26 protein-coding genes, 1 tRNA gene, 5 pseudogenes and 1 riboswitch are annotated in these 22,113 nt (G+C 40.0%); of the genes and pseudogenes, 6 read left to right on the top strand and 26 right to left on the bottom strand.

Translation table 11 applies throughout. The features are described 5' to 3' along the window. Window positions 1-154: 154 nt before the first annotated feature. The 8 genes and pseudogenes from HT574_RS01565 to HT574_RS20385 all read right to left on the bottom strand — a co-directional run. Complete coding sequence (locus tag HT574_RS01565) at window positions 155-1,150, bottom strand: ABC transporter substrate-binding protein (protein ID WP_175243229.1); 996 nt, start codon at window positions 1,148-1,150, stop codon at window positions 155-157. A 103-nt stretch (window positions 1,151-1,253) separates the two neighbouring features. Further along, window positions 1,254-2,234, bottom strand: a complete 981-nt coding sequence (locus HT574_RS01560) for an ABC transporter permease (protein WP_305798061.1) — start codon at window positions 2,232-2,234, stop codon at window positions 1,254-1,256. 19 nt (window positions 2,235-2,253) lie between these two features. Continuing rightward, complete coding sequence (locus HT574_RS01555; protein ID WP_217499352.1) at window positions 2,254-3,744, bottom strand: sugar ABC transporter ATP-binding protein; 1,491 nt, start codon at window positions 3,742-3,744, stop codon at window positions 2,254-2,256. A gap of 24 nt (window positions 3,745-3,768) precedes the next feature. Next, entirely contained in the window at window positions 3,769-4,779 is a 1,011-nt protein-coding gene (locus tag HT574_RS01550; protein ID WP_175243228.1) for a LacI family DNA-binding transcriptional regulator, read from the bottom strand. Window positions 4,780-5,144: 365 nt separating this feature from the next. Then, window positions 5,145-5,543 (bottom strand): annotated as a pseudogene (locus tag HT574_RS01545) (hotdog fold thioesterase). Between the two features lie 234 nt (window positions 5,544-5,777). Further along, window positions 5,778-6,221 (bottom strand): MFS transporter, encoded by a 444-nt coding sequence (locus tag HT574_RS01540; RefSeq protein ID WP_254698542.1) that lies wholly within the window; start codon window positions 6,219-6,221, stop codon window positions 5,778-5,780. Window positions 6,222-6,288: 67 nt separating this feature from the next. Next, complete coding sequence (locus HT574_RS01535; protein WP_175243027.1) at window positions 6,289-6,531, bottom strand: hypothetical protein; 243 nt, start codon at window positions 6,529-6,531, stop codon at window positions 6,289-6,291. After that, window positions 6,485-6,856 (bottom strand): annotated as a pseudogene (locus HT574_RS20385) (MFS transporter); the annotation flags it as partial. The gene HT574_RS01535 and the pseudogene HT574_RS20385, both read right to left, overlap by 47 nt. 279 nt (window positions 6,857-7,135) lie before the next feature. Here HT574_RS20385 and HT574_RS01525 point away from each other — a divergent pair. Continuing rightward, window positions 7,136-8,263 (top strand): annotated as a pseudogene (locus HT574_RS01525) (IS256 family transposase). A gap of 173 nt (window positions 8,264-8,436) precedes the next feature. Here HT574_RS01525 and HT574_RS01520 read toward each other — a convergent pair. Together HT574_RS01520 and HT574_RS01515 are read right to left on the bottom strand one after the other, a co-directional pair. Beyond that, window positions 8,437-8,601 carry a hypothetical protein gene (locus HT574_RS01520; RefSeq protein WP_013401418.1) on the bottom strand — a complete coding sequence of 55 codons (165 nt, stop codon included), beginning with the start codon at window positions 8,599-8,601 and terminating at the stop codon, window positions 8,437-8,439. Window positions 8,602-8,787: 186 nt separating this feature from the next. Continuing rightward, on the bottom strand, window positions 8,788-8,961 hold the full coding sequence (locus tag HT574_RS01515; RefSeq protein WP_256410207.1) for a DUF4083 family protein: 174 nt from the start codon (window positions 8,959-8,961) through the stop codon (window positions 8,788-8,790). Window positions 8,962-9,305: 344 nt separating this feature from the next. Here HT574_RS01515 and HT574_RS01510 point away from each other — a divergent pair. Continuing rightward, a pseudogene (locus HT574_RS01510) lies at window positions 9,306-10,455 on the top strand (tyrosine-type recombinase/integrase). A 112-nt stretch (window positions 10,456-10,567) separates the two neighbouring features. Here the strand turns inward: HT574_RS01510 and HT574_RS01505 are convergent. From HT574_RS01505 to HT574_RS01495, 3 genes are all read right to left on the bottom strand, one after another. Next, window positions 10,568-10,640 (bottom strand) — tRNA-Val (locus HT574_RS01505). Window positions 10,641-10,794: 154 nt separating this feature from the next. After that, window positions 10,795-11,976 (bottom strand): cystathionine beta-lyase, encoded by a 1,182-nt coding sequence (gene metC, locus HT574_RS01500; RefSeq protein WP_017436274.1) that lies wholly within the window; start codon window positions 11,974-11,976, stop codon window positions 10,795-10,797. 6 nt (window positions 11,977-11,982) lie between these two features. Beyond that, window positions 11,983-13,086, bottom strand: a complete 1,104-nt coding sequence (locus HT574_RS01495; protein ID WP_017436275.1) for a methionine biosynthesis PLP-dependent protein — start codon at window positions 13,084-13,086, stop codon at window positions 11,983-11,985. Between the two features lie 76 nt (window positions 13,087-13,162). Then, window positions 13,163-13,275, bottom strand: a riboswitch (SAM riboswitch). A gap of 325 nt (window positions 13,276-13,600) precedes the next feature. Here HT574_RS01495 and HT574_RS01490 point away from each other — a divergent pair. From HT574_RS01490 to HT574_RS01480, 3 genes are all read left to right on the top strand, one after another. Continuing rightward, window positions 13,601-14,329: an alpha/beta hydrolase gene (locus HT574_RS01490; protein WP_175243225.1), complete on the top strand. Its 729-nt coding sequence runs from the start codon at window positions 13,601-13,603 to the stop codon at window positions 14,327-14,329. A gap of 64 nt (window positions 14,330-14,393) precedes the next feature. Next, the gene (locus tag HT574_RS01485; protein WP_175243224.1) at window positions 14,394-14,915 is read left to right on the top strand and encodes a YjcG family protein; all 522 of its coding nucleotides are present in this window, start codon (window positions 14,394-14,396) and stop codon (window positions 14,913-14,915) included. Window position 14,916: 1 nt separating this feature from the next. Continuing rightward, window positions 14,917-15,348: a GNAT family N-acetyltransferase gene (locus HT574_RS01480; protein WP_175243223.1), complete on the top strand. Its 432-nt coding sequence runs from the start codon at window positions 14,917-14,919 to the stop codon at window positions 15,346-15,348. Between the two features lie 454 nt (window positions 15,349-15,802). Here the strand turns inward: HT574_RS01480 and spoVIF are convergent, their stop codons facing one another. The 3 genes from spoVIF to HT574_RS01465 form a co-directional block, all read right to left on the bottom strand. Continuing rightward, a complete protein-coding gene (gene spoVIF / locus HT574_RS01475; RefSeq protein WP_081160891.1) occupies window positions 15,803-16,060 on the bottom strand; it encodes a sporulation-specific transcription regulator SpoVIF in 258 nt (85 codons plus the stop codon). A gap of 120 nt (window positions 16,061-16,180) precedes the next feature. After that, complete coding sequence (locus HT574_RS01470) at window positions 16,181-16,318, bottom strand: YjcZ family sporulation protein (RefSeq protein WP_175243222.1); 138 nt, start codon at window positions 16,316-16,318, stop codon at window positions 16,181-16,183. A gap of 79 nt (window positions 16,319-16,397) precedes the next feature. Continuing rightward, window positions 16,398-16,634 carry a hypothetical protein gene (locus HT574_RS01465; RefSeq protein WP_175243221.1) on the bottom strand — a complete coding sequence of 79 codons (237 nt, stop codon included), beginning with the start codon at window positions 16,632-16,634 and terminating at the stop codon, window positions 16,398-16,400. A gap of 132 nt (window positions 16,635-16,766) precedes the next feature. Here HT574_RS01465 and HT574_RS01460 point away from each other — a divergent pair, with 132 nt between their 5' ends. Continuing rightward, entirely contained in the window at window positions 16,767-17,087 is a 321-nt protein-coding gene (locus HT574_RS01460; protein WP_175243220.1) for a thioredoxin family protein, read from the top strand. 121 nt (window positions 17,088-17,208) lie between these two features. Here HT574_RS01460 and HT574_RS01455 read toward each other — a convergent pair whose 3' ends face one another. From HT574_RS01455 to HT574_RS01410, 10 genes and pseudogenes are all read right to left on the bottom strand, one after another. Beyond that, on the bottom strand, window positions 17,209-17,379 hold the full coding sequence (locus HT574_RS01455; protein WP_017436285.1) for a hypothetical protein: 171 nt from the start codon (window positions 17,377-17,379) through the stop codon (window positions 17,209-17,211). Between the two features lie 13 nt (window positions 17,380-17,392). Then, entirely contained in the window at window positions 17,393-18,253 is an 861-nt protein-coding gene (locus tag HT574_RS01450) for a DUF421 domain-containing protein (RefSeq protein ID WP_175243219.1), read from the bottom strand. 12 nt (window positions 18,254-18,265) lie between these two features. Then, complete coding sequence (locus HT574_RS01445) at window positions 18,266-18,472, bottom strand: DUF1657 domain-containing protein (RefSeq protein ID WP_175243218.1); 207 nt, start codon at window positions 18,470-18,472, stop codon at window positions 18,266-18,268. 11 nt (window positions 18,473-18,483) lie between these two features. Next, complete coding sequence (gene spoVAE / locus HT574_RS01440) at window positions 18,484-18,840, bottom strand: stage V sporulation protein AE (RefSeq protein WP_175243217.1); 357 nt, start codon at window positions 18,838-18,840, stop codon at window positions 18,484-18,486. A 1-nt stretch (window position 18,841) separates the two neighbouring features. After that, on the bottom strand, window positions 18,842-19,855 hold the full coding sequence (gene spoVAD / locus HT574_RS01435) for a stage V sporulation protein AD (RefSeq protein ID WP_175243216.1): 1,014 nt from the start codon (window positions 19,853-19,855) through the stop codon (window positions 18,842-18,844). Then, a complete protein-coding gene (gene spoVAC / locus HT574_RS01430) occupies window positions 19,855-20,334 on the bottom strand; it encodes a stage V sporulation protein AC (protein WP_175243215.1) in 480 nt (159 codons plus the stop codon). The genes spoVAD and spoVAC overlap by 1 nt, the downstream gene beginning before the upstream one ends. An 11-nt stretch (window positions 20,335-20,345) precedes the next feature. Further along, the gene (locus tag HT574_RS01425) at window positions 20,346-20,822 is read right to left on the bottom strand and encodes a YhcN/YlaJ family sporulation lipoprotein (RefSeq protein ID WP_175243214.1); all 477 of its coding nucleotides are present in this window, start codon (window positions 20,820-20,822) and stop codon (window positions 20,346-20,348) included. Between the two features lie 90 nt (window positions 20,823-20,912). Further along, window positions 20,913-21,119 (bottom strand): DUF1657 domain-containing protein, encoded by a 207-nt coding sequence (locus tag HT574_RS01420; RefSeq protein WP_175243213.1) that lies wholly within the window; start codon window positions 21,117-21,119, stop codon window positions 20,913-20,915. A gap of 84 nt (window positions 21,120-21,203) precedes the next feature. Beyond that, window positions 21,204-21,468, bottom strand: a pseudogene (locus tag HT574_RS01415) (phage holin family protein). A gap of 16 nt (window positions 21,469-21,484) precedes the next feature. Next, the gene (locus tag HT574_RS01410) at window positions 21,485-21,703 is read right to left on the bottom strand and encodes a hypothetical protein (RefSeq protein ID WP_175243212.1); all 219 of its coding nucleotides are present in this window, start codon (window positions 21,701-21,703) and stop codon (window positions 21,485-21,487) included. Window positions 21,704-22,113: the final 410 nt, after the last annotated feature.

Below are 22,113 nucleotides of genomic sequence, written 5' to 3'. Positions count from 1 at the left end.
AACAATTTTAGAAAAACGCCGCAGCTGATCCCAACATCCATTAGAACCTACTTAAGTATTTCATAGATTATCCACCAATTAATGGTATAATGGATTTTTAAATCATTTTTTAATCTTTCAGGCCTCATACTAGTAATACTTGGTACGGGACTTTTTATTTATTTGGGAAGAGAAGTTTCTGAACTTCTGGATCATTAAAATTATCCTTTGTTACAACTGTAACTCCCGTATCGATACGTTTTTCTACCTGTTCACCTTTGATAGCTTTTACAACATTTTTAACTCCCTCGTATCCCATTTTAAAAGGATTTTGTACAATAAGTGCCTTAATTGTGCCTTTTTTTAATTCGTTAATTTCGTCTGGATCTGCATCAAAAGCAACTAAGTGAACTTTATCCTCTAGCCCTTTTTGTTTAATAGCTTGTGCAGCCCCTAACGCTGATTTATTGTTAGCTCCGAATATTCCCACAATATCAGGATGAGCTGTAAGGATATCTTCTGTAACAGATAAAGCTTTTGCTTTGTCGCTTTGACTATATTGGATTGCTACAATTTTCATATCAGGATATTTCTTGATACCGTCTTTAAATCCATTTTCACGCATTACAGCTGTAGCTGCTCCTGGAACAAAGTTAACAACAGCCACTTTTCCTTTTTTACCAGTCATTTCAGCCAATACTTTGGCTGCTTCCTCTGCCGCCTTTTCATTATCTGTTGCAATAAAGCTTTGAGGTTTATCAGAATCAATACCAGAATCTACTGTTACAACCGGAATTCCAGCATCTATTGCTTTTTCTACAGGTGCAACCAATGCTTTTGTATCAGAAGCCGCTAATACAATCCCATCCATACGCTGATTGATAGCATTTTCAACAATACTGATTTGTCCTGCAATATCTGTTTCTGTCGGCGCTCCTTTAAAAATTAAGTTAACTCCTAATTCTTTAGCAGCCTTTTCTGCTCCAGCTTTCACAGTTAACCAGTATTCAGAGTCTACAGACTTTACAATTAAGGCTACGTTTAATGGCTTACTACCTTCACCTGAGTTATTATTTTTACTTTCATTTATCGAGGATGAAGATGAACAACCAGATAAAATAACTATGAAAGCCAACATCATTACAAATGTTAAGTTAACAAATCTTTTCATTTCTTAATCCTCCTTTTATGAATCTAATAAAAGTATTTTATTTAGAATATTCTGTAATATATAGATGTAATTTCTCCTCTATCACCGCTTTCAAACCTCACTATTATTTACGTCTCATTTGATCAAGGTACACTGCTAGAACAATAACCACACCAATTGCTATTTGCTGCCAGAATGGTGTAACATTTAGAAGGTCTAGTCCATTTCGCAACACTCCCATAATAAAGGCACCTATAATTGTTCCTCCTACAGTTCCGACTCCACCCATTAAACTCGCTCCCCCAATAACACCAGCAGCAATTGCATCCAATTCATAACCCGTACCAGCTGAAGGTTGCGCAGAAACTAATCGAGCTGTCAGTAACACACCTGCCAAACCTGATAACAATCCACATACTACATAGATCATTAACTTGTGAAAGTTCACATTAATGCCTGATAATTGTGCCGCCTCTTCATTACTACCGATCGAATACACATAACGCCCAAAAATAGTTCTAGATAAAATAAAAGATGAAATAATCGCCACAACGATTAGAAAAATGACTGGAATCGGAATATAAAATATTGTTTCATTGCCTAGTTTCGTGAAAGTTTCAGGGAGCCCTGATACAGGGAGTCCATCTGTAAGTACAAGTGAAAGCCCTCTAGCCACTCCCATCATACCTAGAGTGACAATAAACGGCGGCAAATTACCCTTAGTAATGACAAGTCCATTAATAAAACCAAGAAGTGCTCCTGCAAGTATACCAGCAACAATCGCCAAAGCTGTCGGCCAACCACTAACAAGCAATTGCGCACTAATAACTCCTGACAGAGCAAGTATAGACCCTACTGACAAATCAATTCCTCCGGATATAATTACATATACTTGACCTAAAGCTAAAATTGCAATAATCGCTGTTTGCAGCGCAATACTTAATAAATTATCAATTGTCAAAAAGTATGGTGATAAGATTGTTAGAGTGACTGATAGTAAAACTAAACCTAAAAGCGCATACATTTTTTCAAATACAGCTTTTTTCGATTGTTTATTCTTAATTACAGCCCTCTCTTGACTTCCTATCATACTATTACCATTCATAAATAAATCCCCCTTTCAATTATTGACCTGTCGTCGCATAATACATCACTTTTTCTTGAGTTGCCTCTTTTCTATCTAAAATTGCTGTACACTTCCCATCATTCATGACAAGAATTCGATCACTTAATCCAAGAATTTCTGGCATCTCAGATGAAATAATAATAACTGCATTTCCTTCTCGAGCTAATTTATTAATTAGTTGATAGACTTCAATTTTAGCTCCGACATCAATTCCTCGAGTCGGTTCATCAAAAATAAAAATCTTGGCTTTGGTATGTAACCATTTTGCAATAATAACTTTTTGCTGGTTTCCGCCGCTTAAAAACTTTACCTTCTGTTCCATAGAAGGTGTTTTGATGTTCAAATTTTTTATAAACTCTTCTACGGTATTTATTTCATGCTTCTGATTAATAACCCCGCCACTAGAAATCACTTTCAAATTAGCCATTGTAATATTTTCTCTTATTGATAAGTTCAGAGCTACACCATTCTTTTTTCGATCCTCCGATAAATACGAAATCCCTCTTTCAATTGCTTCCCTTGGTGAATTGATTTTTACTTTCTCTCCATCTATATAAATTTGTCCCTCGGATATCGGATCAGCCCCAAAAATAGCCCTTGCAAGCTCAGTTCTCCCAGATCCCATCAATCCTGAGATTCCTAGAATTTCTCCCGCATGTAATGAAAAACTAACTTTTTTGAGTTTGTCCTTTGTCGAGAGATTTTCAACTCTTAAAATTTCTCTTCCCTTTTTAATAGTAGTATCTTTTGGAAATTTATCTTCTAGAGATCTTCCTACCATTAAACCAATTAACTCATCAATGCTTGATTTATCAAAATCTACTGTCGTAACATATCTTCCATCTCTCATTATGGTTACTCTATCGGCAATACGAGCAAATTCCTCTAAACGATGTGAAATATAAATAATTCCGACGCCCTTTTTCTTTAAGTCATGAATTCTTTCAAAAAGCTTGTCAATCTCTTGTTCTGTTAAAGCAGCTGTTGGCTCATCCATAATTAAAATTTTAGAGTTAATAGAGAAGGCTTTAGCTATTTCCACCATTTGTTGTTCTGCAACCCCTAAATCTTTCACAAGTGTTTTAGGTGATATATCCAGTTGAAGTTCATTTAAAATTCTCGTTGTATCTTCAAACAATTTTTTTCGATTAACTATGCTTGATAAAAATCTTGGTACCCTTCCAAAAAAAATATTTTCAGCCACTGATAAATGAGGAATGAGATTGAACTCCTGAAATATAATCCCAATCCCATGCTTTTGTGCATCCTTTGGGCTTTTGATATCAACTTGTTTTCCTTCTATATAGATGGTACCTTTATCAGCTTGATAAACCCCTGCTAAAATTTTCATTAGAGTTGATTTTCCAGCACCATTCTCTCCAAGAAGAATATGCACCTCACCAGCTCTTACGTTAAGCTGTACATTATCGAGTGCTTTTACTCCTGGGAATGTTTTATGGATGTTTTTCATTTCCAATAAAACACTCATTTACTTCACCACCTACCACCGTTTCTAATTAAGTACATTTTGTTCAGGTATAACTAATTTAGGTTTAAATATTTCAATAAAAGGCCCTTGTTCATTATTTAAACGTTTCAATAAAATATTACCTACCTTCTTTCCCATTTCATAAGGTTTTTGAACCACGGATATGATACCAGGTGATTTTAATAATTGAGCTGCTTCAATGTCACCAAATGAAGCAACAACTATATCTTCAGGGATAGAATATCCTCTCCGTGTTAATTCAAGAAGGACACCGAATGTCATTATATTGTTAAAAGATAGAATAGCTGATGGTTTTTTAGAAAAATTAAGGAAATAATCAACTGCTTTCCTTCCCCCATCTTGTGTGAAGGCTCCATTGAAAATATATTTTGTATCTTCTTCAATGCCATACTCTTCAAGAGCTTTTTTATATCCTTCATAACGTTCTCTACCAGTACTAACTTCTAATAACCCATTCACAACACCAATAAATCGATGTCCTTGTTCTAAAAGGCATTTCGTTAATTCATAAGTACTTTGAATATTATCTTCTCCAACAAAATCAAATTTTTGATCTTCAGCATCAATACTTCTATCAACTAAAATAATCGGTACCCCAGCTTGATTGATTTTCTCAACCATGTTTTCACTTCCACCAGCGGTTGCCAATACAATAGCATCCACCCTTTGTTCAAACAACAACTGTAACAATTTTTCCTCTTTTTTAGGATTTTCATCACTACTACAGAAAATTAAATTATAACCTTTTTGTTGAACAATATCTTCAATACCTTTCGAAATTTTCATAAAATATGGGTTTGAGATATCTGGAATCACAATACCGATTGTATTTGTTTTATGTTGTTTTAAACTTCTAGCAATCGCATTTGGTTGATAATTAAGTTTTTTTACAGCCAAATAAACCCGTTCTTTAATGTCATCACTTACAAAACCACTTTGATTTAACACCCGGGAAACTGTAGCTGTAGAAACTCCTGCTTCCATTGCTACATCTTTGATTGTGTATTTTGCCATTTTATCACCTCCTGTGAAATTACAAGTAATCGTTTACACAAATCCCTATAAAAATACCGATATAATCCATGTAAACGTTTACTTTTAATAAAAATATAATATAAAAAATTAAATTTTGCAATTAAATTTTCACAAAAGAAATAATAATTATATTATTATTATTTTTTTATATTTTTCGTTTATGTTGTAAATCTCATAAACTCGAAAAACAAAGGGTTATGGTGCAAAAATGCGTTTTATTTTTTACCTCCTTCCCAAATACGCTCCTTCCTTTGCCTCACCCCATTATAATTTTTGCTTCTGGAATTTTCGGACGCATAAAAAAGGGGTAGAAGGAGAATCGGTCGATGCTCCTTCTACCCCTATTATTTTTGTTCCACGACTGCTATTGTACATCGAGAAACACAAATCAGTTTCCCATCTTCATCAGTAACTTTGATATCCTAAACCATTGTTCTACGTCCCTTATGTAACGGTGTTGCTACTACCGTTACAATTCCCTCTCGTTTGCTTCGGATATGGTTCGCATTAATCTCCATTCCAACCGCGGCATACTTTTTCATGTCAATATTCAACATAGTAGCCATTGTTGCAGCAGTTTCCGCTAGTACGACAGATGCACCACCATGAAGAATTCCAAAAGGTTGCCAAGTCTTAGGACCAACCGGCATGCTCATTACTACTTTGTCTGGTGTCAGTTCCACGTAATCAATATCAAGTAACCCTATCAACGTTTCCTTGCTGCGTTCTTTTATCTGCCGAATAATCTCTTCTTTTTCATCTCTACAATATCTTGATCCGCCATTTCAATCCCTTCAGTACGATCTTAGTACTTACGTTGGTCTTTCCTGAAAGCACTGTAAAAGTCGTCAATTTAGGTGATTTTCTTTCGGAAGAGGGGCCCACTACCGCCGAGAGCCAAGATCCCAATTGCAATTGCTGTCCGGATAAAGAGCACCTGAATCCTATGGTGCTGTTCCTGCTACGGGCTCCATAAACTAAAACAAATCCACAAACAATACCCCCGGAATATACGAACCTAAAGCAGAACCTACTTGGTGGCTCATAAACAGCCATCCCGTAAGTAAGCCAACAGACTGGCCTTTATAGTATTCTGAAAGCAATTTAATTGTTGGGGCTACTGTTGCAAAGCCAACTAATCCAATGGATATTGAGAAAAACAGTAATAAAACAGGATAATTCAACAAGATCTTCAATCCAATTTCACTTGAGAAAAGTAAAAGAAAAACAATGGTTATAGCTCGAGCAAAGTAAAGGAATGATAAGATTTTTTTATTGTTCCAGCGATCGGCGAGAATTCCTGAAACCAGTGTTCCAATAATATTAAAAGCGGCCAATGTGCTAACAGCAGCGCTTGTAACTATAGATGAAAACCCACAGAGTTGGGTAAATGGAATGAGATGTGTATCCACATTAAACATGTAGTAGTAAATCCACAAATGAAAAAAGGATAAGTAAAAACAAAAATTTTCGTTCCAGTATGTTCCTTCAATTTATTGGCTGTTGATCTATTACTTTAGGCTTTTCATCAAAGGTATTTTCATATCCTAGTGCAGTTAATCCCAATTCAGAGGGTTCTAACTTCAAGAAGATAGCAAGAATGGGGCAGACAATAACGATAAGGAAGAAACCTAAAATAAGAATAGTCCCTTTCCATACAAATGATTCAATTAAAAATATAGAGCTAGGAACTAACACTATTTGTCCTGCCCCAAAACCTGCTTGGACCATACCTAATGCTAACCCTTTTTTTAGAGAACCACTTTGTCACAACTACGGAAGCCGTCACACCAGAAGCCCCGCCAAAACCAAGGGGTGCAACAATTCCATATAAAATAAACAACTGCCAAACAGAGGTGGCATAGAAGCTTAAAATGGTTACCATTCCTACAATAAACGTACTGAGAACAAAAATCTTCTTGACTCCGATTTTGTCAATCAGTTTCCCAACGATTGGCTGGGAGACTGCAAATACTAAAAAACTGACAAATGATATAGCAGAGATCGTACCTCCGGTAGTAGAGAAATACTCTTCCCATGGCTCCATAAAGGCTCCAAAAGAGTAACGTACTCCTTAAGAGGCTAAAACACCTATAAAAGAAACAGCTAATATAATCCAAGCATAATGAATTTTGCTATTTAATTTTTTCATCTATAGATATCACCTGCCAATTATTTCGGTTTATTTGATGATGTATAAAATTTTGTGTAAAGTATTTTGCTAGAACAAAAGAAAAAAGGTAGGGTATTCTCTGATTTGGCCATAATACATTCCAGAGAAAAGGGAACCCTACCTATGTCTAAAAGTATACCGAATGTCGACTGGGCTCATTAACTGGAAAGTGCGATTCGCCAGTTTATAAAGGAAAAATTAGAGCTGACTATGCGTGAAGAAATAAAAAATTTCCTCGAAATAGAACAGGCTGGAACGTCGAATATGAGAAACGGCTACTATCAACGAAATCTAGATACGCAATATGGCCGGATTGAAGGTCTTTTGGTCCCAAGAGGCCAAAACGGAGAATTTCAAACGCAATTGTTTGCCCCTTACCAACGCCACACCGGCTGGCTCGAGGAAGCCATCATCAGGATATATCAAAGTAGCATGAGTACGCGTGAAATTGGTAAGTTTATCGAACGAATTCTAGGAAATGCCTACTCCCCAACAACGATTAGTCATATCACGGATGTGGTAAAGGAAGACATTGTGAAATGGCATACACGTCCCCTACCCAAGCGATATTCGGTCTTATATTTGGATGGCTTGTACGTGAAACTTCGTCGAGATACGGTAGAAAAAGAGGTCATTTATGTCGTGTTAGGTGTAAACGAAGAAGGGTATCGTGAAATTCTCGATTTCTTCGTAGGTGGACAAGAAAGTGCCTACGGATGGCAAGAGATTCTTCAACAGCTCTACAAAAGAGGGATACAAGAAGTGCTTCTAGGCGTATTCGATGGCCTTCCGGGGCTGGAGGAAGTCTTTAAGGCCGTTTATCCGAAAGCTGATGTACAGCGTTGTATCATTCACAAAGTCCGTAATACCTTAAATCGTGTTCGGAAAAAAGATCATTGGAAGTGGCAGAGGATCTCAAACTGATTTATTGCGCACCGAATAAGAAAATTGCGTTACAGATGTTTCAACAGTTTGAATCGAAATGGTCCAGCAAGTATCCGAGAGAAGTTCAATCTTAGGCCAATGAGTGGGATGTCCTCCTTACATTTATGGATTATCCAAGCAGTATTCGAAGTGTGATTTATACAACGAATGCCATCGAACGAACAATCAAGGAGATTCGGAAACGTCTAAAGCCGATGAACAGTTTGAGCAGTTTAGAAGCCGCGGAAAAAGTCGTATAATTTGACCATCCAAGACTTTAATGAGAAATGGGCAGGACGAAAGTTAAGAGGATTTGCCGAAGCACAGGAAGCCCTCCAGCGAATGTTTGAAGAACGTTACAATTAGCCATATATTGTAAATAAACAAAATAAGGGGATTCACCCTTTCCACACAGGAGACTGAATATTCAGTCTCCTGTGTGGAGGAAACAGCCCCACTCTTTTCTAAATCCATTTCAGAGATACCCTATCTATCTTACATTACACAAAATTCTTGACGGTACCAAGATGATCTATGTGTTAAAGAGCTTTGAAAAAAGCATTCAGAAAAATAAATAAAACAACGATAGCAACGACAATAAGTACCTCTGCTTTACTGTTTTTTCCCTCTTCTTTTCTTTGCTGTTTTATCTCTCTGTATTTTTTTTGTACCTGTTTTTGTATTTGTTTCTTTTTATCATTCAATTTTATGCGCACTCCTTTAATTAAAAATGAGTACCAATTAATTATTACAAAAAAACAGTGTAACAAAACACTACTGAAGATACTAAACCTAATTGTATTTCACTAGATAATCCGAATAACCAAAAAATAATACGTGACACAGTAGACACATACTGCGTAATAAGTAAGGATAAAGCAAAAAAAAGATTACTCTCTCTTATCCTTTTCAAGTAACTCAATTATTCTATCAAGCTTTTGTTCAATGTTATTAGACTTGTTCGGGTGTTTTGTAACGAGTGAACGAACAAAGAGATAAAAACCGAAAAATATCCCAAAAATAATAAAAACGAACATAATAAACTGAAATATTAGATCGCCCATATTCATAATATTTCCTTTCTTTACTAGTTTTTGGATTATTATACCATAATATGTTGCTACGCAGTACGAAAAAATAGCGTAACAAAACACTAGAAGATACTAAACCTAAATTGTATTCCACCAGATGATCCGAATCCCCCTTTTTAATAAGTTAAATCCACACTTGTAATATTAGTTATACGGATGTATAGATATATCCCGTTACAAGACCGGAATGTATGCTTTTTCATATTAGTGGATACCCACTTTTATAGTTTAACGCTCCCTAAAAAGTATTATTTTGATAGTATTTACTTAGCCACATACTACACACTATTCCAGTTTCAAACTAGGAATGGGGTGTAATAATGAGTTTTGACAAGTTAATTAAAGAAAAGAAAAAGGATTTTATTTTCGAATTGATGTAGGAAAAGATCCAGCTACTGGTAAGAGAAAGCAAGCAAGTTTCGGACCGTTTCGTACAAAGACTGAAGCGAAGAAAGAACTTCTTAAAATTAAAAACCAAGTCGATGATGGAAGTTATTTTAAAGTACAGAAGATTTTTCAATGTTCATGGAGCGGTGGTTTAACACTTCTTATAAAAGAACAGTAGAAATAACTACCGCAAAAAGCAGGGAATATGTAATCAGAAATCATATTATAAAATATTTCCAACATAAAAAAATTAACGAAATTACAACATTTGATATTGACAGTTTTTATGCAGACAAGTTAGACAACGGGTATTCAGGCGCATATATACGACAAATGCATAATTTGCTCAATCAAGCATTTGATCAAGCTGTAAGATGGTCGTTGGTTAAAGTGAATCCTGTAAAGAATGCTAAGCCACCAAAAGTGAAAAGTGAAGAAAAAATAACATGGACAGTGGATGAGGTAAATCGATTTCTGAATCTGATTAAAAATAGCTCTACGGAGATACCTTACCTTCTTGCGATTTTCACAGGAATGCGACGAGGAGAAGTTTTAGGACTAAAATGGGATGACGTGGATTTTGAGAATAAAAAAATCCGCATCAAGCGCAGCTTATGCTTTGTCTCAGGCAAAGGATTAATTTTTAAAGAGCCTAAAACAAAAAAATCGAAAAGACAAATTTCAATTTCTCAACATGTTGTAAATGTATTAAAGAAACATAAACAAAAACAAGAATTTCAGAAGGAGAAATTGGGTACTCAATACCAAGACAACAATTTAATTGTCTGCACTGACGACGGAAAACCTCTTGATCCACGAAACTTGTTACGACAATTTTATCGCTTGATCGAAGAAGCAAATGTACCGCGTATAAGCTTCCATGATTTGCGGCATACACATGCAACCATCTTAATGCAGCAAGGCGAAAATCCAAAAGTGGTCAGCGAGCGCTTGGGACATTCTCGCGTCGGTATAACTTTAGATTTATACTCACATGTCAGTGATGATTTACAAGAGCAAGCGGCAGAGAAATTTGAAAATGCCCTGTTAAAACAGATTCAAAACCCTTTAGTTGACTAAAGGTGCAAGTTTTGTGCAAATTTTTAAATCCCGGAGATTTTAACACAATTGCCAATAAAACAAAAAAGCTTGAAACCCTTGATACGCAAGGATTTCAAGCCTCTCACCTTAGTGATTCCGACTGGGCTCGAACCAGCGACCTCCACCCTGTCAAGGTGGCGCTCTCCCAGCTGAGCTACGGAATCATGCTGTCCTGTTGAACACATTTTTTATTATATGGACGAGCAGCGGATTTGTCAAATACTTTTTTAAAAATTTTTTAGCGGTGATGAAAACGGACGAAAACAACATCATTCAAAAAAGGTATGCGCCCATTTTTTTGACGCATACCTTTTTCTTTCAACGCGCGGAAACGGCAGACGATGTTTCTTTGACATAGGATAACGCCTGCTCGAAATCGGCGATTAAATCTTCAACCGCCTCCAGGCCGACGCTAAGCCGCAGCAGGCCATCTGTAATGCCGCGCCGCTCCCGTTCCTCTTTCGGCATTGCGGCGTGCGACATTTTCGCTGGATACGATAAAATTGATTCAACCGCTCCTAGGCTGACGGCAAATACAGGGAGGCGAACGTGCTTCACAAACGTCCGGACCGCTTCTTCATCGGCAAGACGGAACGATAATACCGCGCCAAATCCCGATGCTTGATAACGTTGAATCGAATGGCCAGGGTGATGCGTGAGCCCTGGGTAATACACTTCCTCCACTTTCGGATGGCCAGATAAATAGCGGGCGATGGCGAGCGCTGATTCGGACGACTGCTTGAGGCGGACGTGCAGCGTCTTTAATCCCCGCAACACCAGCCACGCATCTTGCACCCCAAGCACGGCGCCAAACGCGTTTTGCAATTTATACAGCTGTTTCGCCAACTCCTCGTCTTTCACCACCGCAAGCCCCGCTACGACATCGCTATGCCCTGCTAAAAACTTTGTCGCGCTATGAAGAACGACATCGACGCCAAGGTCGAGCGGGCGCTGGAGCGCGGGAGTCATAAACGTATTGTCTAAAAACGTCAAACAGCCATTGGCTTTCGCCAGTTTGACAATTCCTTGAATATCGGTTACCTTTAAGAGCGGGTTGGACGGCGTTTCGACATAGATCACTTTTGTATTCGGACGAATATGAGTGGCCACTTCATGCAAATCGGTCATATCGACAAACGTATATTCAATGCCAAAACGGTTTAATACTTCGGTGATCATGCGATACGTGCCGCCATAAACATCTTCGGTCACGAGGACATGGTCGCCTTTGGACAAGAGAAGAAACGCAGTCGAAATCGCCGCCATCCCTGAGGAAAAAGCGAAGCCGCGCACGCCGCCTTCCAGTTCGGCAATCGTTTCTTCGAGCGCCTCGCGCGTCGGGTTTCCAGAGCGGCTGTAATCATATTTGCCAAATGTGTCAAAATCGAATTGATGGAACGTTGAAGCATGCTGAATCGGCACGCTTACTGCCCCTGTTTGCCGATCGATTTTCCATTTGTTATGAAGCAGTTTGGTTTGAAAGGAGATACGTTGTTCCATATCCTCTTACACCTCTTTCATATTTTTCAGCGCTTGCGCTAAATCGGCAATTAAATCTTCGGCATGTTCGATGCCGACGGAAAAGCGCAGCAGCCGGTTACAGACGCCGTTGGCAATGCGGACTTCCTCCGGAATGTCGGCATGCGTTTGCGTCGCCGGATATGTAATAAAGCTTTCCACACCTCCTAAACTTTCAGCGAACGTAATTAAGCGCAAACTTTGTAAAAAGCGGTTGACCCACTTTTCCTCGCGCAAGCGGAACGACAACATTCCCCCTCTTCCTGGATATAATACATCGGTAATATCTTCGTGAGACGCTAAAAACTCACTGATGCGCTTCGCGTTTTCTTCATGCTGGCGCATCCGTAGCGCCAACGTTTTCATGCCGCGAATCAATAGCCACGAATCAAACGGAGAAAGCACGGCGCCAATTGCGTTATGATATTCCGCAAGCCGTTGACAAAGCTCCTCTCCCTTGGCAACAACGAGACCGGCTAACACATCGTTGTGTCCTCCTAAATATTTTGTCGCACTGTGAATAACGATATCGGCTCCTTGCTCGATCGGACGCTGGAGAACCGGCGTGTAAAACGTATTGTCAACAATGAGAAGCAGTCCGTGTTTTTTCGCAAGTTTTGCCACTTCGGCAATGTCTGCTTCCTGCATGAGCGGATTGGTCGGCGTTTCCAAAAAAATCGCCTTCGTTTTTTCCGTGATCATGTTCTCTACTAATCGTATGTCGCGAAAATCTACATAATGAAAAGACAATCCGTATTTTCGCCAGCCACGTTCAAATAAGCGATATGTACCTCCATATAAATCGGCAGAAACGAGAAATTCATCCCCGCTTTCAAATAAAGCGAGAACTGTCTGAATGGCTGCCATGCCCGAACTGAATGCATAGCCTTGATCGCCTCCCTCGAGCTTGGCGATCGCCTCTTCGACGATTTTGCGCGTCGGATTGCCGGTACGGATGTAGTCAAACCCGGTCGACTGTCCAATTCCTTCATGACGGTATGCCGTCGAAAAGTAGACAGGCGGATTGACCGTCCCCGTTACTGTTTCGCTGCGGTTTCCGATTTGCGCTAACAATGTCTCCAGTTTCTCCACTTCTCTCTCTCCCTCTTTTATAAAATAAAAAAAGTCTTCTAAGAAGAAGACTTTTCCATACGTATGTCAGTGCTTCTTCTTATCTGCCGAATTGAAAAAATTCAATTCGCTGGATTTAGCACCTGGCCAATACTTGGCTGGTTGCTGAAGCTTCACAGGGCCAGTTCCCTCCGCTTCTCTCGATAAGAAAGCATCTTGCCGATATTCATTTTTCTGATTATCTTAAAATTTAACTCATTCATAATAATTTTGCAAGTAATTTTTTTAAAATTGAGTTATTTATTTATATAACATCGGAAAAACTTATCATGTTTTTCGCGCTGTCCGTTTTCATATGTTTGGACCAATTCCAGTATATTTCGTTATTTTACCGAAACAGTTTTTTGACAAAAATAGCAAAAAAAAGCTTTATTTTTTCAAAAACTTACACAGTTTAGCGGCGTTTATTAACATGTTTTAGCAAAAATATGTTACAATAACAAGTGAATCGTTGTTTTTATGGAGGATGCACAACATGGCGACACCAAAAGGAACGATGCATGATTATACGATCTACAGCAATGAGCTCGAAGAAGAAATAACGCTGCTTGCTTATTTGCCAAGCACGTTTTCTCCGCTTCATAAGTATTCTCTTCTTATCGCACAGGATGGGAAAGATTATTATATGTACGGGAAAATCAAAAGCGTTATCGAACAACTGATGGAAAGCGGCGAGATTGATCGCACCATTGTCATCGGAATCCCGTATCATGATGTTAAAGACCGCTACGAGAAATATCACCCAAGCGGAAAGAAAAACAGCCGTTATTTGCGTTTTTTGGCACATGAGCTCGTTCCGTTTTTAGATCAAACGTTTCCTACGTACCAAATCGGGAAAGGGCGCGCGCTCATCGGTGATTCCCTCGGCGGCACCGTCTCGCTGATGGCTGGATTGTTGTATCCGCATACATTTGGAAAAATTGCGATGCAGTCGCCATATATCGATGAAGGGATCATCGAAAAAATTTTACATTTTCCGGAACCACCATTATTGCAAATTTATCACTCGGTAGGTACAAACGAAACAGCAGTAAAGACGACGGACGGAAACGTGCGTGATTTTATCACTCCGAATCGAAAGGCACGTGAAGCGTTTATCCAAAAAGGATTTTTGTATGAGTACAACGAATTTGACGGCGGTCATGCATGGACATATTGGCAGCCTGACGTTCCGCGCGCAATTGCGCATCTCCTTTCGTTGTAAACACTACCATACTTTTCGGAATTTTGTTATAATTAAGTACTACTTATCATAAGGAGGGGTTTTTATGAAATATGGTATTGCTTTATTTCCTTCGAAGCGAATACAGGATTTTGCCAATTCCTATAGAAAGCGTTATGATAGCCATTACGCCCTCATTCCGCCGCATTTAACCTTAAAAGAACCTTTTGAAGCCGACGACCAGCAAATTAAAGAAATGGTGAAAGAATTGCGCAAAATTGCGGCTGAAACAGATCTCATCCCGTTAAAAGTGACAAAATTTAGCTCGTTTTATCCAGCAAGCAATGTGATTTATTTAAAAGTGGAGCCGAACGAAACGCTACAGCGCCTTTATGAACGGCTTCATAGCGGAATTTTTGACGGTAAACCAGAATACGTATTTGTTCCTCATATTACCATCGGCCGTGATTTGCCAAGTGCTGAATATGCTGATGTATACGGACAATTACGGATGCAAAACGTCCATTTTGAGGAAACGGTTGACCGCTTCCATCTTCTCTATCAATTGGAAAACGGCTCATGGACAGTATACGAGACTTTTCTTGTTGGAGGAAAGGAACAGGAGTAACATGAACGTGGTGGTCGGAAGAAAAAGCGATTCGTCATTATATAAGGATGCCTTGCTTGTTCGGCGAATCGTGTTTATTGAGGAGCAACGTGTTCCGGAAGAGGAAGAAATCGATGAATTTGAACAGGAAGCTATGCATTTTGTTTTGTACGATGGAGAAAAACCGGTTGGTGCTGGCAGATTTCGCCTGATCGATAACGGTCTCGGTAAGATCGAACGAATTTGTGTTTTGCCGTCATATCGCGGCCGCGGGGCAGGAAAACTGATTATGGAAACGATTGAGCAGTTTGCGAAAAAACAGGGTGTCCCAAAAGTAAAGCTGAATGCGCAAACACATGCAGAGCCATTTTATCAAAAACTTGGATATCAAACAGTTTCCGATGTGTTTATGGATGCTGGAATTCCCCATGTAACGATGGTAAAATCGCTTTAAGACCGTATCAAACGATGGTACGGTCCCTCACCTCATTTTCCCGGCAATCGATAAAGAATGGCTTCGTATGTTGATTGCTGTCTTCCCGTCTTGAACGAGCCCTGTTAAAGAAAAGCGATTATTGCCGTACGATATAGCAGCCAAGAGGAAATACAATTCCATTCGCTTCCCCAATAGATGCCCATTTCATGAATTTGCTCCGTACTTTTTAAGCTCGTTTCATGCATCTGCGCTTCGGCCATATAACCTTCATAATGTCTTTTTTCAGACTCTACAGGTATGGACAAACATGTTGATTAGCCAATAATCTCGCTCAATACACTATTTTGCCAATATGAACGGCCACTCTTTCCAATAACTTCACCGGCATTTTCAGTGTGATGACCATCATTTCTTGAAACAAATAAATGATAAATGGCAAAAGGGAGCTCCGATTTGGAAGGCTCCCTTTCGCCTATTTTTTGTTGTTCAGCATGTTGGCGATCGTGCTGAAGTCAAGCTGTTTTCCGTTTTGAATGATCGTTTTCACAATTTGGTCTTCCAATTCTTTCGGCACTTTCCGGTTCGCGATTTGTGCGACGCGCTGAATCACATGACGTACCGTTTTTTCATCTTTAAAGTTTGCATGTTGTAAGGAGTTTGCCAATTCCAATATGTCTTTCATGTTTACGCCTGTTTTCTTTTCAATATTTTTAAAAAACTGATTATCCATTTACCAACTCCTCCTTTTCCTTCTATATGGTATGAAATGAAAAAAAAGAAGTGCATACATGTGAAAGAAAAAGTACGAGCTGCCCGCCGAATAGAACAGCCCGTACCCGTTACATGGACATTAGCCGATAATTGAAGTACCGACAATAATTAACAAAATGAACAATACAACAATCAACACAAAGCTACTGCCGCCGCCAAAGCCGTAGCCGTAACCTCCGTAACCGTAACCTCCAAAACCGCAGCATCCAAAGCCCATAGTGGTGCACCTCCTTACGCTTTGTTACTTCATCCTATTCATCGTACTTGCAACCGGTATAGGCACATGTGGAAATATGTTAGCCAAATATGCGGAATAACTTGGCAAATTCATTTTCTTTTTTGGCAAACCACTTGTTGATATAATCCAAATTTCCTTGCACATCCTTTAAAAATTGATTGTTTAACTTTTCGATTTCCTGGATTTGCTTATCGAAATTTTTTCCCCATTGTTCAAATAGCTGAATAAACTGCTCATGCCCTTCTTTTCGCGAATTGACCCATGTTTCAAGCGCCTTTTCCAATTCTTTACTCACTCCTTCTCCCTCCTTCCTTACCATTTGTGTATGCAGCATATACATTGGTGTGCCAAGGCGTTTCAATTCTTTCTTTCGGACAAAATATGATAAAGTATAAACGACATCATTTTGTTCAAGGAGGAAAGGGCATTGAAAGAAATACAAACGGCCGAGCAATTCCAACAAATTATCTCCAGCGATAAACCGGTGGTTGTCAAATTTTATACAACGTGGTGCCCAGACTGCATGAGATTGAATATGTTTATCGATGACATTGTGAAGGAATATTCGCAATACGATTGGTTTGAAATCAATCGCGACAATTTTCCAGGGCTTGCTGAAAAATACCAAGTTATGGGCATCCCAAGTTTACTCATCTTCCGAAATGGAGAAAAAATGGCCCATCTCCATAGCGCCAATGCGAAAACACCAGAAGAAGTAAAAGCGTTTTTGCAGTCATTAACCGTATAAATTTCTACAAAAAGAAAAAGCCGCTTGTCGGATAAATATCCGCAGCGGCTTTTTCCATAAAAAGCTCTATTATAACGGTCGATGACCGCACCACCATACGAAATACTTCCTCATACTCCTGTTAATACTCAATCTCTTCATAATCTTTTGGCTGATGCGTAACATTGTTCCCACTGTGCATAAATTCGATCGATATTTCTTCATCCGTCGTATTTGCCCTTTGCCCGCGGTCGCTTTTTTTCAGTTCGATCGTAATTTCTTCATCGGTTGTTCGAGTTCGTTTTTGTTCCATGATGATGCCTCCCTTAGTTTCTTAAAAACGGCTCCACTTTTTGCAATAACGTTTGCAATTTTTCAGCATTTGTTTGATATAGCTCTTTTGCTTCTTTTGACTCTGTCTGCAAAGCGAATAATTCAAAGTCCGCTTGCACTTTTTTGATCGCTGCTAGCAGCAGTTTTTTCTCCTGCGGCTCGGAAACTTGAATTTTGTCATCATACAAATCCAATGTCAGCTGTCCGTAAGAATCAACTTGCGCCAAAAATACGTTTTCGATGGCAACCCCTTGCTTGTCTAGCTGCTGCTTGAGCCAGCCGCGGCTTAGCCCCATTGTCGCTAACGGCTCGTCTAAAATCATGCCATCCATAATAACCGTTTGCGGCTCTTTTTCTGATGGCGGATTTGGAAATACATCGCCGACCGTTAGCGGCTGTTTTTCCCGTTTCAACAGTACGTTTAAATCGCCGTTGGGCTCCAAAACGGCAAATTCGACATCGGCCACGCGAAATACATCTTTTTTGCGGAGTTGTTCAAGAAGTTCATCTACTGTATACTTTTCGCGCTTTAAATTTTCCTCTAATATTTTTCCATTCTTGATAAAAATAGTGGAGTTTCCTTCCACAAAATTACGGAATTTTTTATTTCGTAGTGAAATGCGAGAAGTGAGCACGGGAAACAACGACCAAATCAAAATGCTGGTAATGCCTTCCTCCAAGCTAATACCTAAATCCATTGACAATGTTCCAGCGATATCACCGACAGTAATACCGATGATATACTCAAAAAATGAGAGCTTGGATAGTGGCTTTTTCCCCAGTATTCGCGTAATGATAAACAAGCCAATGATGATGGAAATCGAACGAATTGCTACTTCTAACCATACAGGCATCGATCATGCTCCTTACTTTCCATGATATTGTGGCTCCTCTTGCTCCAGTTTGCCGATGCGATTTTTAATATCGGCAATGATTTCTTCCGTCATCATCATCGCTTCATGAAATGTTCGCTGCGCTTCTGCATCCTGCGAAACGAGGGCGAGATCCTGCAATCCGGCATGAATGCTTTTTAAGCTTGCCAAACTTTGCTTTACTTGCGAAGCAACAGTCATCGTTCTCCCTCCTATCCTTTCGGGCGGAATAATAGCGCGCCGATAAAACCGAAAACAATGGCTGCGGAAATGCCGGCGCTCGTCACTTCAAACATTCCCGTCAACACCCCGATAATCCCGTGCCTATCTGCTTCTTGCAGCGCCCCATGGACAAGGGCGTTTCCGAAACTGGTGATCGGGATCGTTGCGCCGGCGCCGGCAAAATCAATAAGCGGCTCGTACAAACCGAACCCATCCAAAATAGCGCCAGCGACTACCAATATGGTCAGCGTATGAGCAGGCGTTAATTTAAATACATCCATTAAAATTTGCCCAATGACACATATAAGCCCGCCGACAACAAACGCCCAAAAAAACGTCGCCAGCATCTTACGCTTCACCTCCATACTCAATTGCCACTGCGTGGGCAATGCACGGGATCGTTTCGTTTTGCTGGAACGACAGCGGCGATAACAGCGCGCCGGTGGCAATCGCGAGAATGCGTTTAAATTCCCCGCGTTTCATGCGATTTAATAAATGTCCGTATACAACCACCGCAGAACACCCTGCACCGCTTGCTCCCGCTAGCACCGGCTGTCCTTCTCGGTAAATAATCAAACCGCAATCCTGATAACGTTCTTCTTCTATGTTCACTCCGTGCTGGCGAAGCAAATCGAGCGAGATATCACGGCCGATTTTCCCTAAATCGCCTGTGACAATAAGATCATAGTAAGAAGCATCAATTTGCATATCGCGCAAATGCGCCTCGATCGTATCCACTGCCGCCGGCGCCATGGCTCCTCCCATATTAAACGGATCGGATAGTCCCATGTCGACGACGCGGCCGATCGTTGCTGCGGTGATACGCGGTCCGTCTCCTTTCGGGCTCACAAGCGCGACCCCTGCTCCTGTGACGGTCCATTGAGCTGTCGGCGGCTTTTGTCCCCCATATTCCGTCGGGTAGCGGAATTGCTTTTCCACTGCCGTGTTATGGCTTGCCGCTCCTGTCAGTATATAGTCTGCCCCGCCGTAATTCGTAATAAAAGCGCTTAATGCCAGTCCTTCCATCGAAGTAGAACAGGCGCCAAACACGCCGAGGTAGGGAGCGCCAATCGTTCTTGCCGCAAAATTAGTTGGAGTCATCTGATTAATAAGATCCCCGGCGATTAAAAATTTCACTTTTTCTTTTTCTATTCCGGCCTTTTCCAGTGCTTTAAACATCGCTTCTTCCAACAGTACTTTGTGGGCCTTTTCATAAGAATCTTCACCGAGCCATAAATCTTCATGCAACAGGTCGAAATCGTCGGCGATGCGGCCGTTTGCCTCAAACGGCCCGCCGACCGTTGCCGTCGAGATGATGACCGGTTTGTTGTCAAATACCCATGTCCGATGCCCTTTTAACATTATAAACCACCCCACTGTGTGGCGATTGTTTTGACTAAGGCAACGACAAAAGCAGCAAACGTGCCGAATAAAATGACCGAACCGGCAAGTTTGAACATGTTGGAGCCGACCCCAAGCACAAATCCTTCTGTCCGGTGCTCAATCGCTGCTGAAATCACTGCATTCCCAAAACCGGTAACTGGGACGGCGCTGCCTGCCCCAGCAAATTGGGCAATGCGGTCATATACCCCAAGTCCGGTTAAAATCATCGAAATAAATACCATCGTTGCTACCGTCGGGTTTCCTACCGTTTGTTCGGTAAAATCAAAAAAATACATATAAAAGTATGAAATCGCTTGTCCAACCATACAAATGAGTCCGCCAACAAGAAAGGCGCGAAAGCAGTTTTTTATGACGGGACGCTTCGTTTCCCGCTCTTTTTCAAATAAATGGTATTCTTGTTGCACAGGAGTAAGTTTTTTTCGTTTTTCGTTTGCCATGGTGCCACCCCTTATGCGGAATCTTCGCTTAACCGCTTAATTTTTTGGATTTGCTTGTTCGTTTTTGTTTCATCCCATTTTTTATTTCCCAGATTATCCGCCAACTCCTTTGTTTTCCAAAATATTTTCAAATCACTGGATGAAATAATTTGATAATCTGGAAATAAGCGTTTTAGATGATCGTGTATTTCTTTTTCAATTTGTTTGCGGTAAAAGCGATCCATGTGCTTGATTTGATAAGCAACGAGCAGCTTCTTCCTTGTGTTGACGGCAACGGCATCTTTAATGTCATCCCGTGAACGCACATATGCCACTGCCCGTTCTGCCGGCCGCTGATCTATACTGGCTTGTTTTGCTGTTCCATCCGTATTTGTGCGAATTAGATTCGTTCCTTGCATGGATTGTTGTTTTACTCCTTTTTCTTTGGCGCAGCCGCCCATCACCATGACGATGGCCAGCGCTATGAACAACCACTTTCTCATGTTCATCAACCCATTCCTTTATGTATTTATTTTCAAAAAGGTTGGCCGGTGACCAACCTTTTCCCATCCATGACTCCAACACTTACTCTTCTTACGTTATTGTTGTTTATATTGTGGCTCTTCGTTTTGAATTTCTTGTACGCGCGAGCTGACTAAATCAACGATCGCTTGTGTTTGTTGTGCTGCCTGTTGATAAAGTTGTTTTGCAGCTTGGTTTTCTGTCTGCAATGCGAATGTTTCAAAGCTTGCTTGTGCTGCTTTTAAACCTGCCAATGTTTGTTGTACTTGTGTTGCAACTGTCATGTTTAATTGACCTCCCGATTGTTCAAAAATGGTGATTACAATTGTTAGAATGGTTTTTTAGCGGGAAAATATAAATGTAACTTTTTACAAAAACAGGCTGTCCGTTGGATTGGACAGCCTGCGTTTTACCCATTTTTCTGTATTCACCTTATCGGAGTAGCCGCGGCCAAGGGACGGGTTTTGATATCCCTGCCGTGACAAGAATGCTTAAAAACGCTTCGTATAGCCGCTCATATTTCCCTAAATCGGTATCAACGCCAAGTATTTGCAAAGCCAAGATGGCAAAAGAACCAATGGCAAGCCAGAACCCATAGTTTTTAAATAAAGCGTTCCAATTACGCTTTCCCATCCGTTTTTACTAATGCTTAAATCCACGAAAAAGGTCTTCTTTCCTCTTCACGATCATCATGTTCATGATCATCACGCGGTGATTCTTCATGAACATCTTCGATTGCTTCTACATCGGTACGATGCGGAAACAACCATGGATCGCGAATGCGGCCGCGCGGAACAATGACCACATCGTCAGCGTGAATAATTAACTTATCGACACGAATAACACGAGATTTTTTACGATCAGACACGCCCATTCCTCCTTCCTGTCGACTTGTTGCATTGTTAGACTATGCAACTGGGCGAATGGAGGTATAGGCATTTTTCACAGTTCAGCCATTATTTCTTTTTTATGGTTTTGACGCAGCCACATCCTCCTGCCCGCTTCGCAGGCGTCATTTTTGGGGAAAGCACCCTTTTTGCCTTAATTTGTTTGGGAGATTGAATTGTTTTTTTCATCGCTATAACCTCCAAGCTGTGTAGTGTATTATTAGTTTATGTAATGCAAACAGAATGCGTTTCTCTTTTTTCATCACGTTTTGCTTTTTCGGATATCACCAGTATTTGCCAAAAAAAAAAAAAAAAAAAAAAAAAAAAAAAAAAAAAAAAAAAAAAAAAAAAAAAAAAAAAAAAAAAAAAAAAAAAAAAAAAAAAAAAAGCT

The sequence above is a fragment of the Parageobacillus sp. VR-IP genome, assembly GCF_013357975.1.
Taxonomy (GTDB): domain Bacteria; phylum Bacillota; class Bacilli; order Bacillales; family Anoxybacillaceae; genus Saccharococcus; species Saccharococcus caldoxylosilyticus.
This window is presented reverse-complemented; position numbering and strand designations above follow the sequence as displayed.

Bases quoted from the DNA above. Each gene is read 5' to 3' on its own strand.
- HT574_RS01535 (WP_175243027.1), bottom strand. From the start codon at position 6,531: ATGGTCCAAGCAGGTTTTGGGGCAGGACAAATAGTGTTAGTTCCTAGC.
- HT574_RS01480 (WP_175243223.1), top strand. From the start codon at position 14,917: ATGAACGTGGTGGTCGGAAGAAAAAGCGATTCGTCATTATATAAGGAT.
- metC (WP_017436274.1), bottom strand. From the start codon at position 11,976: ATGGAACAACGTATCTCCTTTCAAACCAAACTGCTTCATAACAAATGG.
- HT574_RS01445 (WP_175243218.1), bottom strand. From the start codon at position 18,472: ATGACTGTTGCTTCGCAAGTAAAGCAAAGTTTGGCAAGCTTAAAAAGC.
- HT574_RS01470 (WP_175243222.1), bottom strand. From the start codon at position 16,318: ATGGGCTTTGGATGCTGCGGTTTTGGAGGTTACGGTTACGGAGGTTAC.
- HT574_RS01565 (WP_175243229.1), bottom strand. From the start codon at position 1,150: ATGAAAAGATTTGTTAACTTAACATTTGTAATGATGTTGGCTTTCATA.
- HT574_RS01455 (WP_017436285.1), bottom strand. From the start codon at position 17,379: ATGGAACAAAAACGAACTCGAACAACCGATGAAGAAATTACGATCGAA.
- HT574_RS01425 (WP_175243214.1), bottom strand. From the start codon at position 20,822: ATGAACATGAGAAAGTGGTTGTTCATAGCGCTGGCCATCGTCATGGTG.
- spoVAE (WP_175243217.1), bottom strand. From the start codon at position 18,840: ATGCTGGCGACGTTTTTTTGGGCGTTTGTTGTCGGCGGGCTTATATGT.
- spoVAC (WP_175243215.1), bottom strand. From the start codon at position 20,334: ATGGCAAACGAAAAACGAAAAAAACTTACTCCTGTGCAACAAGAATAC.
- HT574_RS01550 (WP_175243228.1), bottom strand. From the start codon at position 4,779: ATGGCAAAATACACAATCAAAGATGTAGCAATGGAAGCAGGAGTTTCT.
- HT574_RS01560 (WP_305798061.1), bottom strand. From the start codon at position 2,234: ATGAATGGTAATAGTATGATAGGAAGTCAAGAGAGGGCTGTAATTAAG.
- HT574_RS01420 (WP_175243213.1), bottom strand. From the start codon at position 21,119: ATGACAGTTGCAACACAAGTACAACAAACATTGGCAGGTTTAAAAGCA.
- HT574_RS01490 (WP_175243225.1), top strand. From the start codon at position 13,601: ATGGCGACACCAAAAGGAACGATGCATGATTATACGATCTACAGCAAT.
- HT574_RS01555 (WP_217499352.1), bottom strand. From the start codon at position 3,744: ATGAGTGTTTTATTGGAAATGAAAAACATCCATAAAACATTCCCAGGA.
- spoVAD (WP_175243216.1), bottom strand. From the start codon at position 19,855: ATGTTAAAAGGGCATCGGACATGGGTATTTGACAACAAACCGGTCATC.
- HT574_RS01515 (WP_256410207.1), bottom strand. From the start codon at position 8,961: ATGGGCGATCTAATATTTCAGTTTATTATGTTCGTTTTTATTATTTTT.
- HT574_RS01450 (WP_175243219.1), bottom strand. From the start codon at position 18,253: ATGCCTGTATGGTTAGAAGTAGCAATTCGTTCGATTTCCATCATCATT.
- HT574_RS01540 (WP_254698542.1), bottom strand. From the start codon at position 6,221: ATGTTTAATGTGGATACACATCTCATTCCATTTACCCAACTCTGTGGG.
- HT574_RS01485 (WP_175243224.1), top strand. From the start codon at position 14,394: ATGAAATATGGTATTGCTTTATTTCCTTCGAAGCGAATACAGGATTTT.
- spoVIF (WP_081160891.1), bottom strand. From the start codon at position 16,060: ATGGATAATCAGTTTTTTAAAAATATTGAAAAGAAAACAGGCGTAAAC.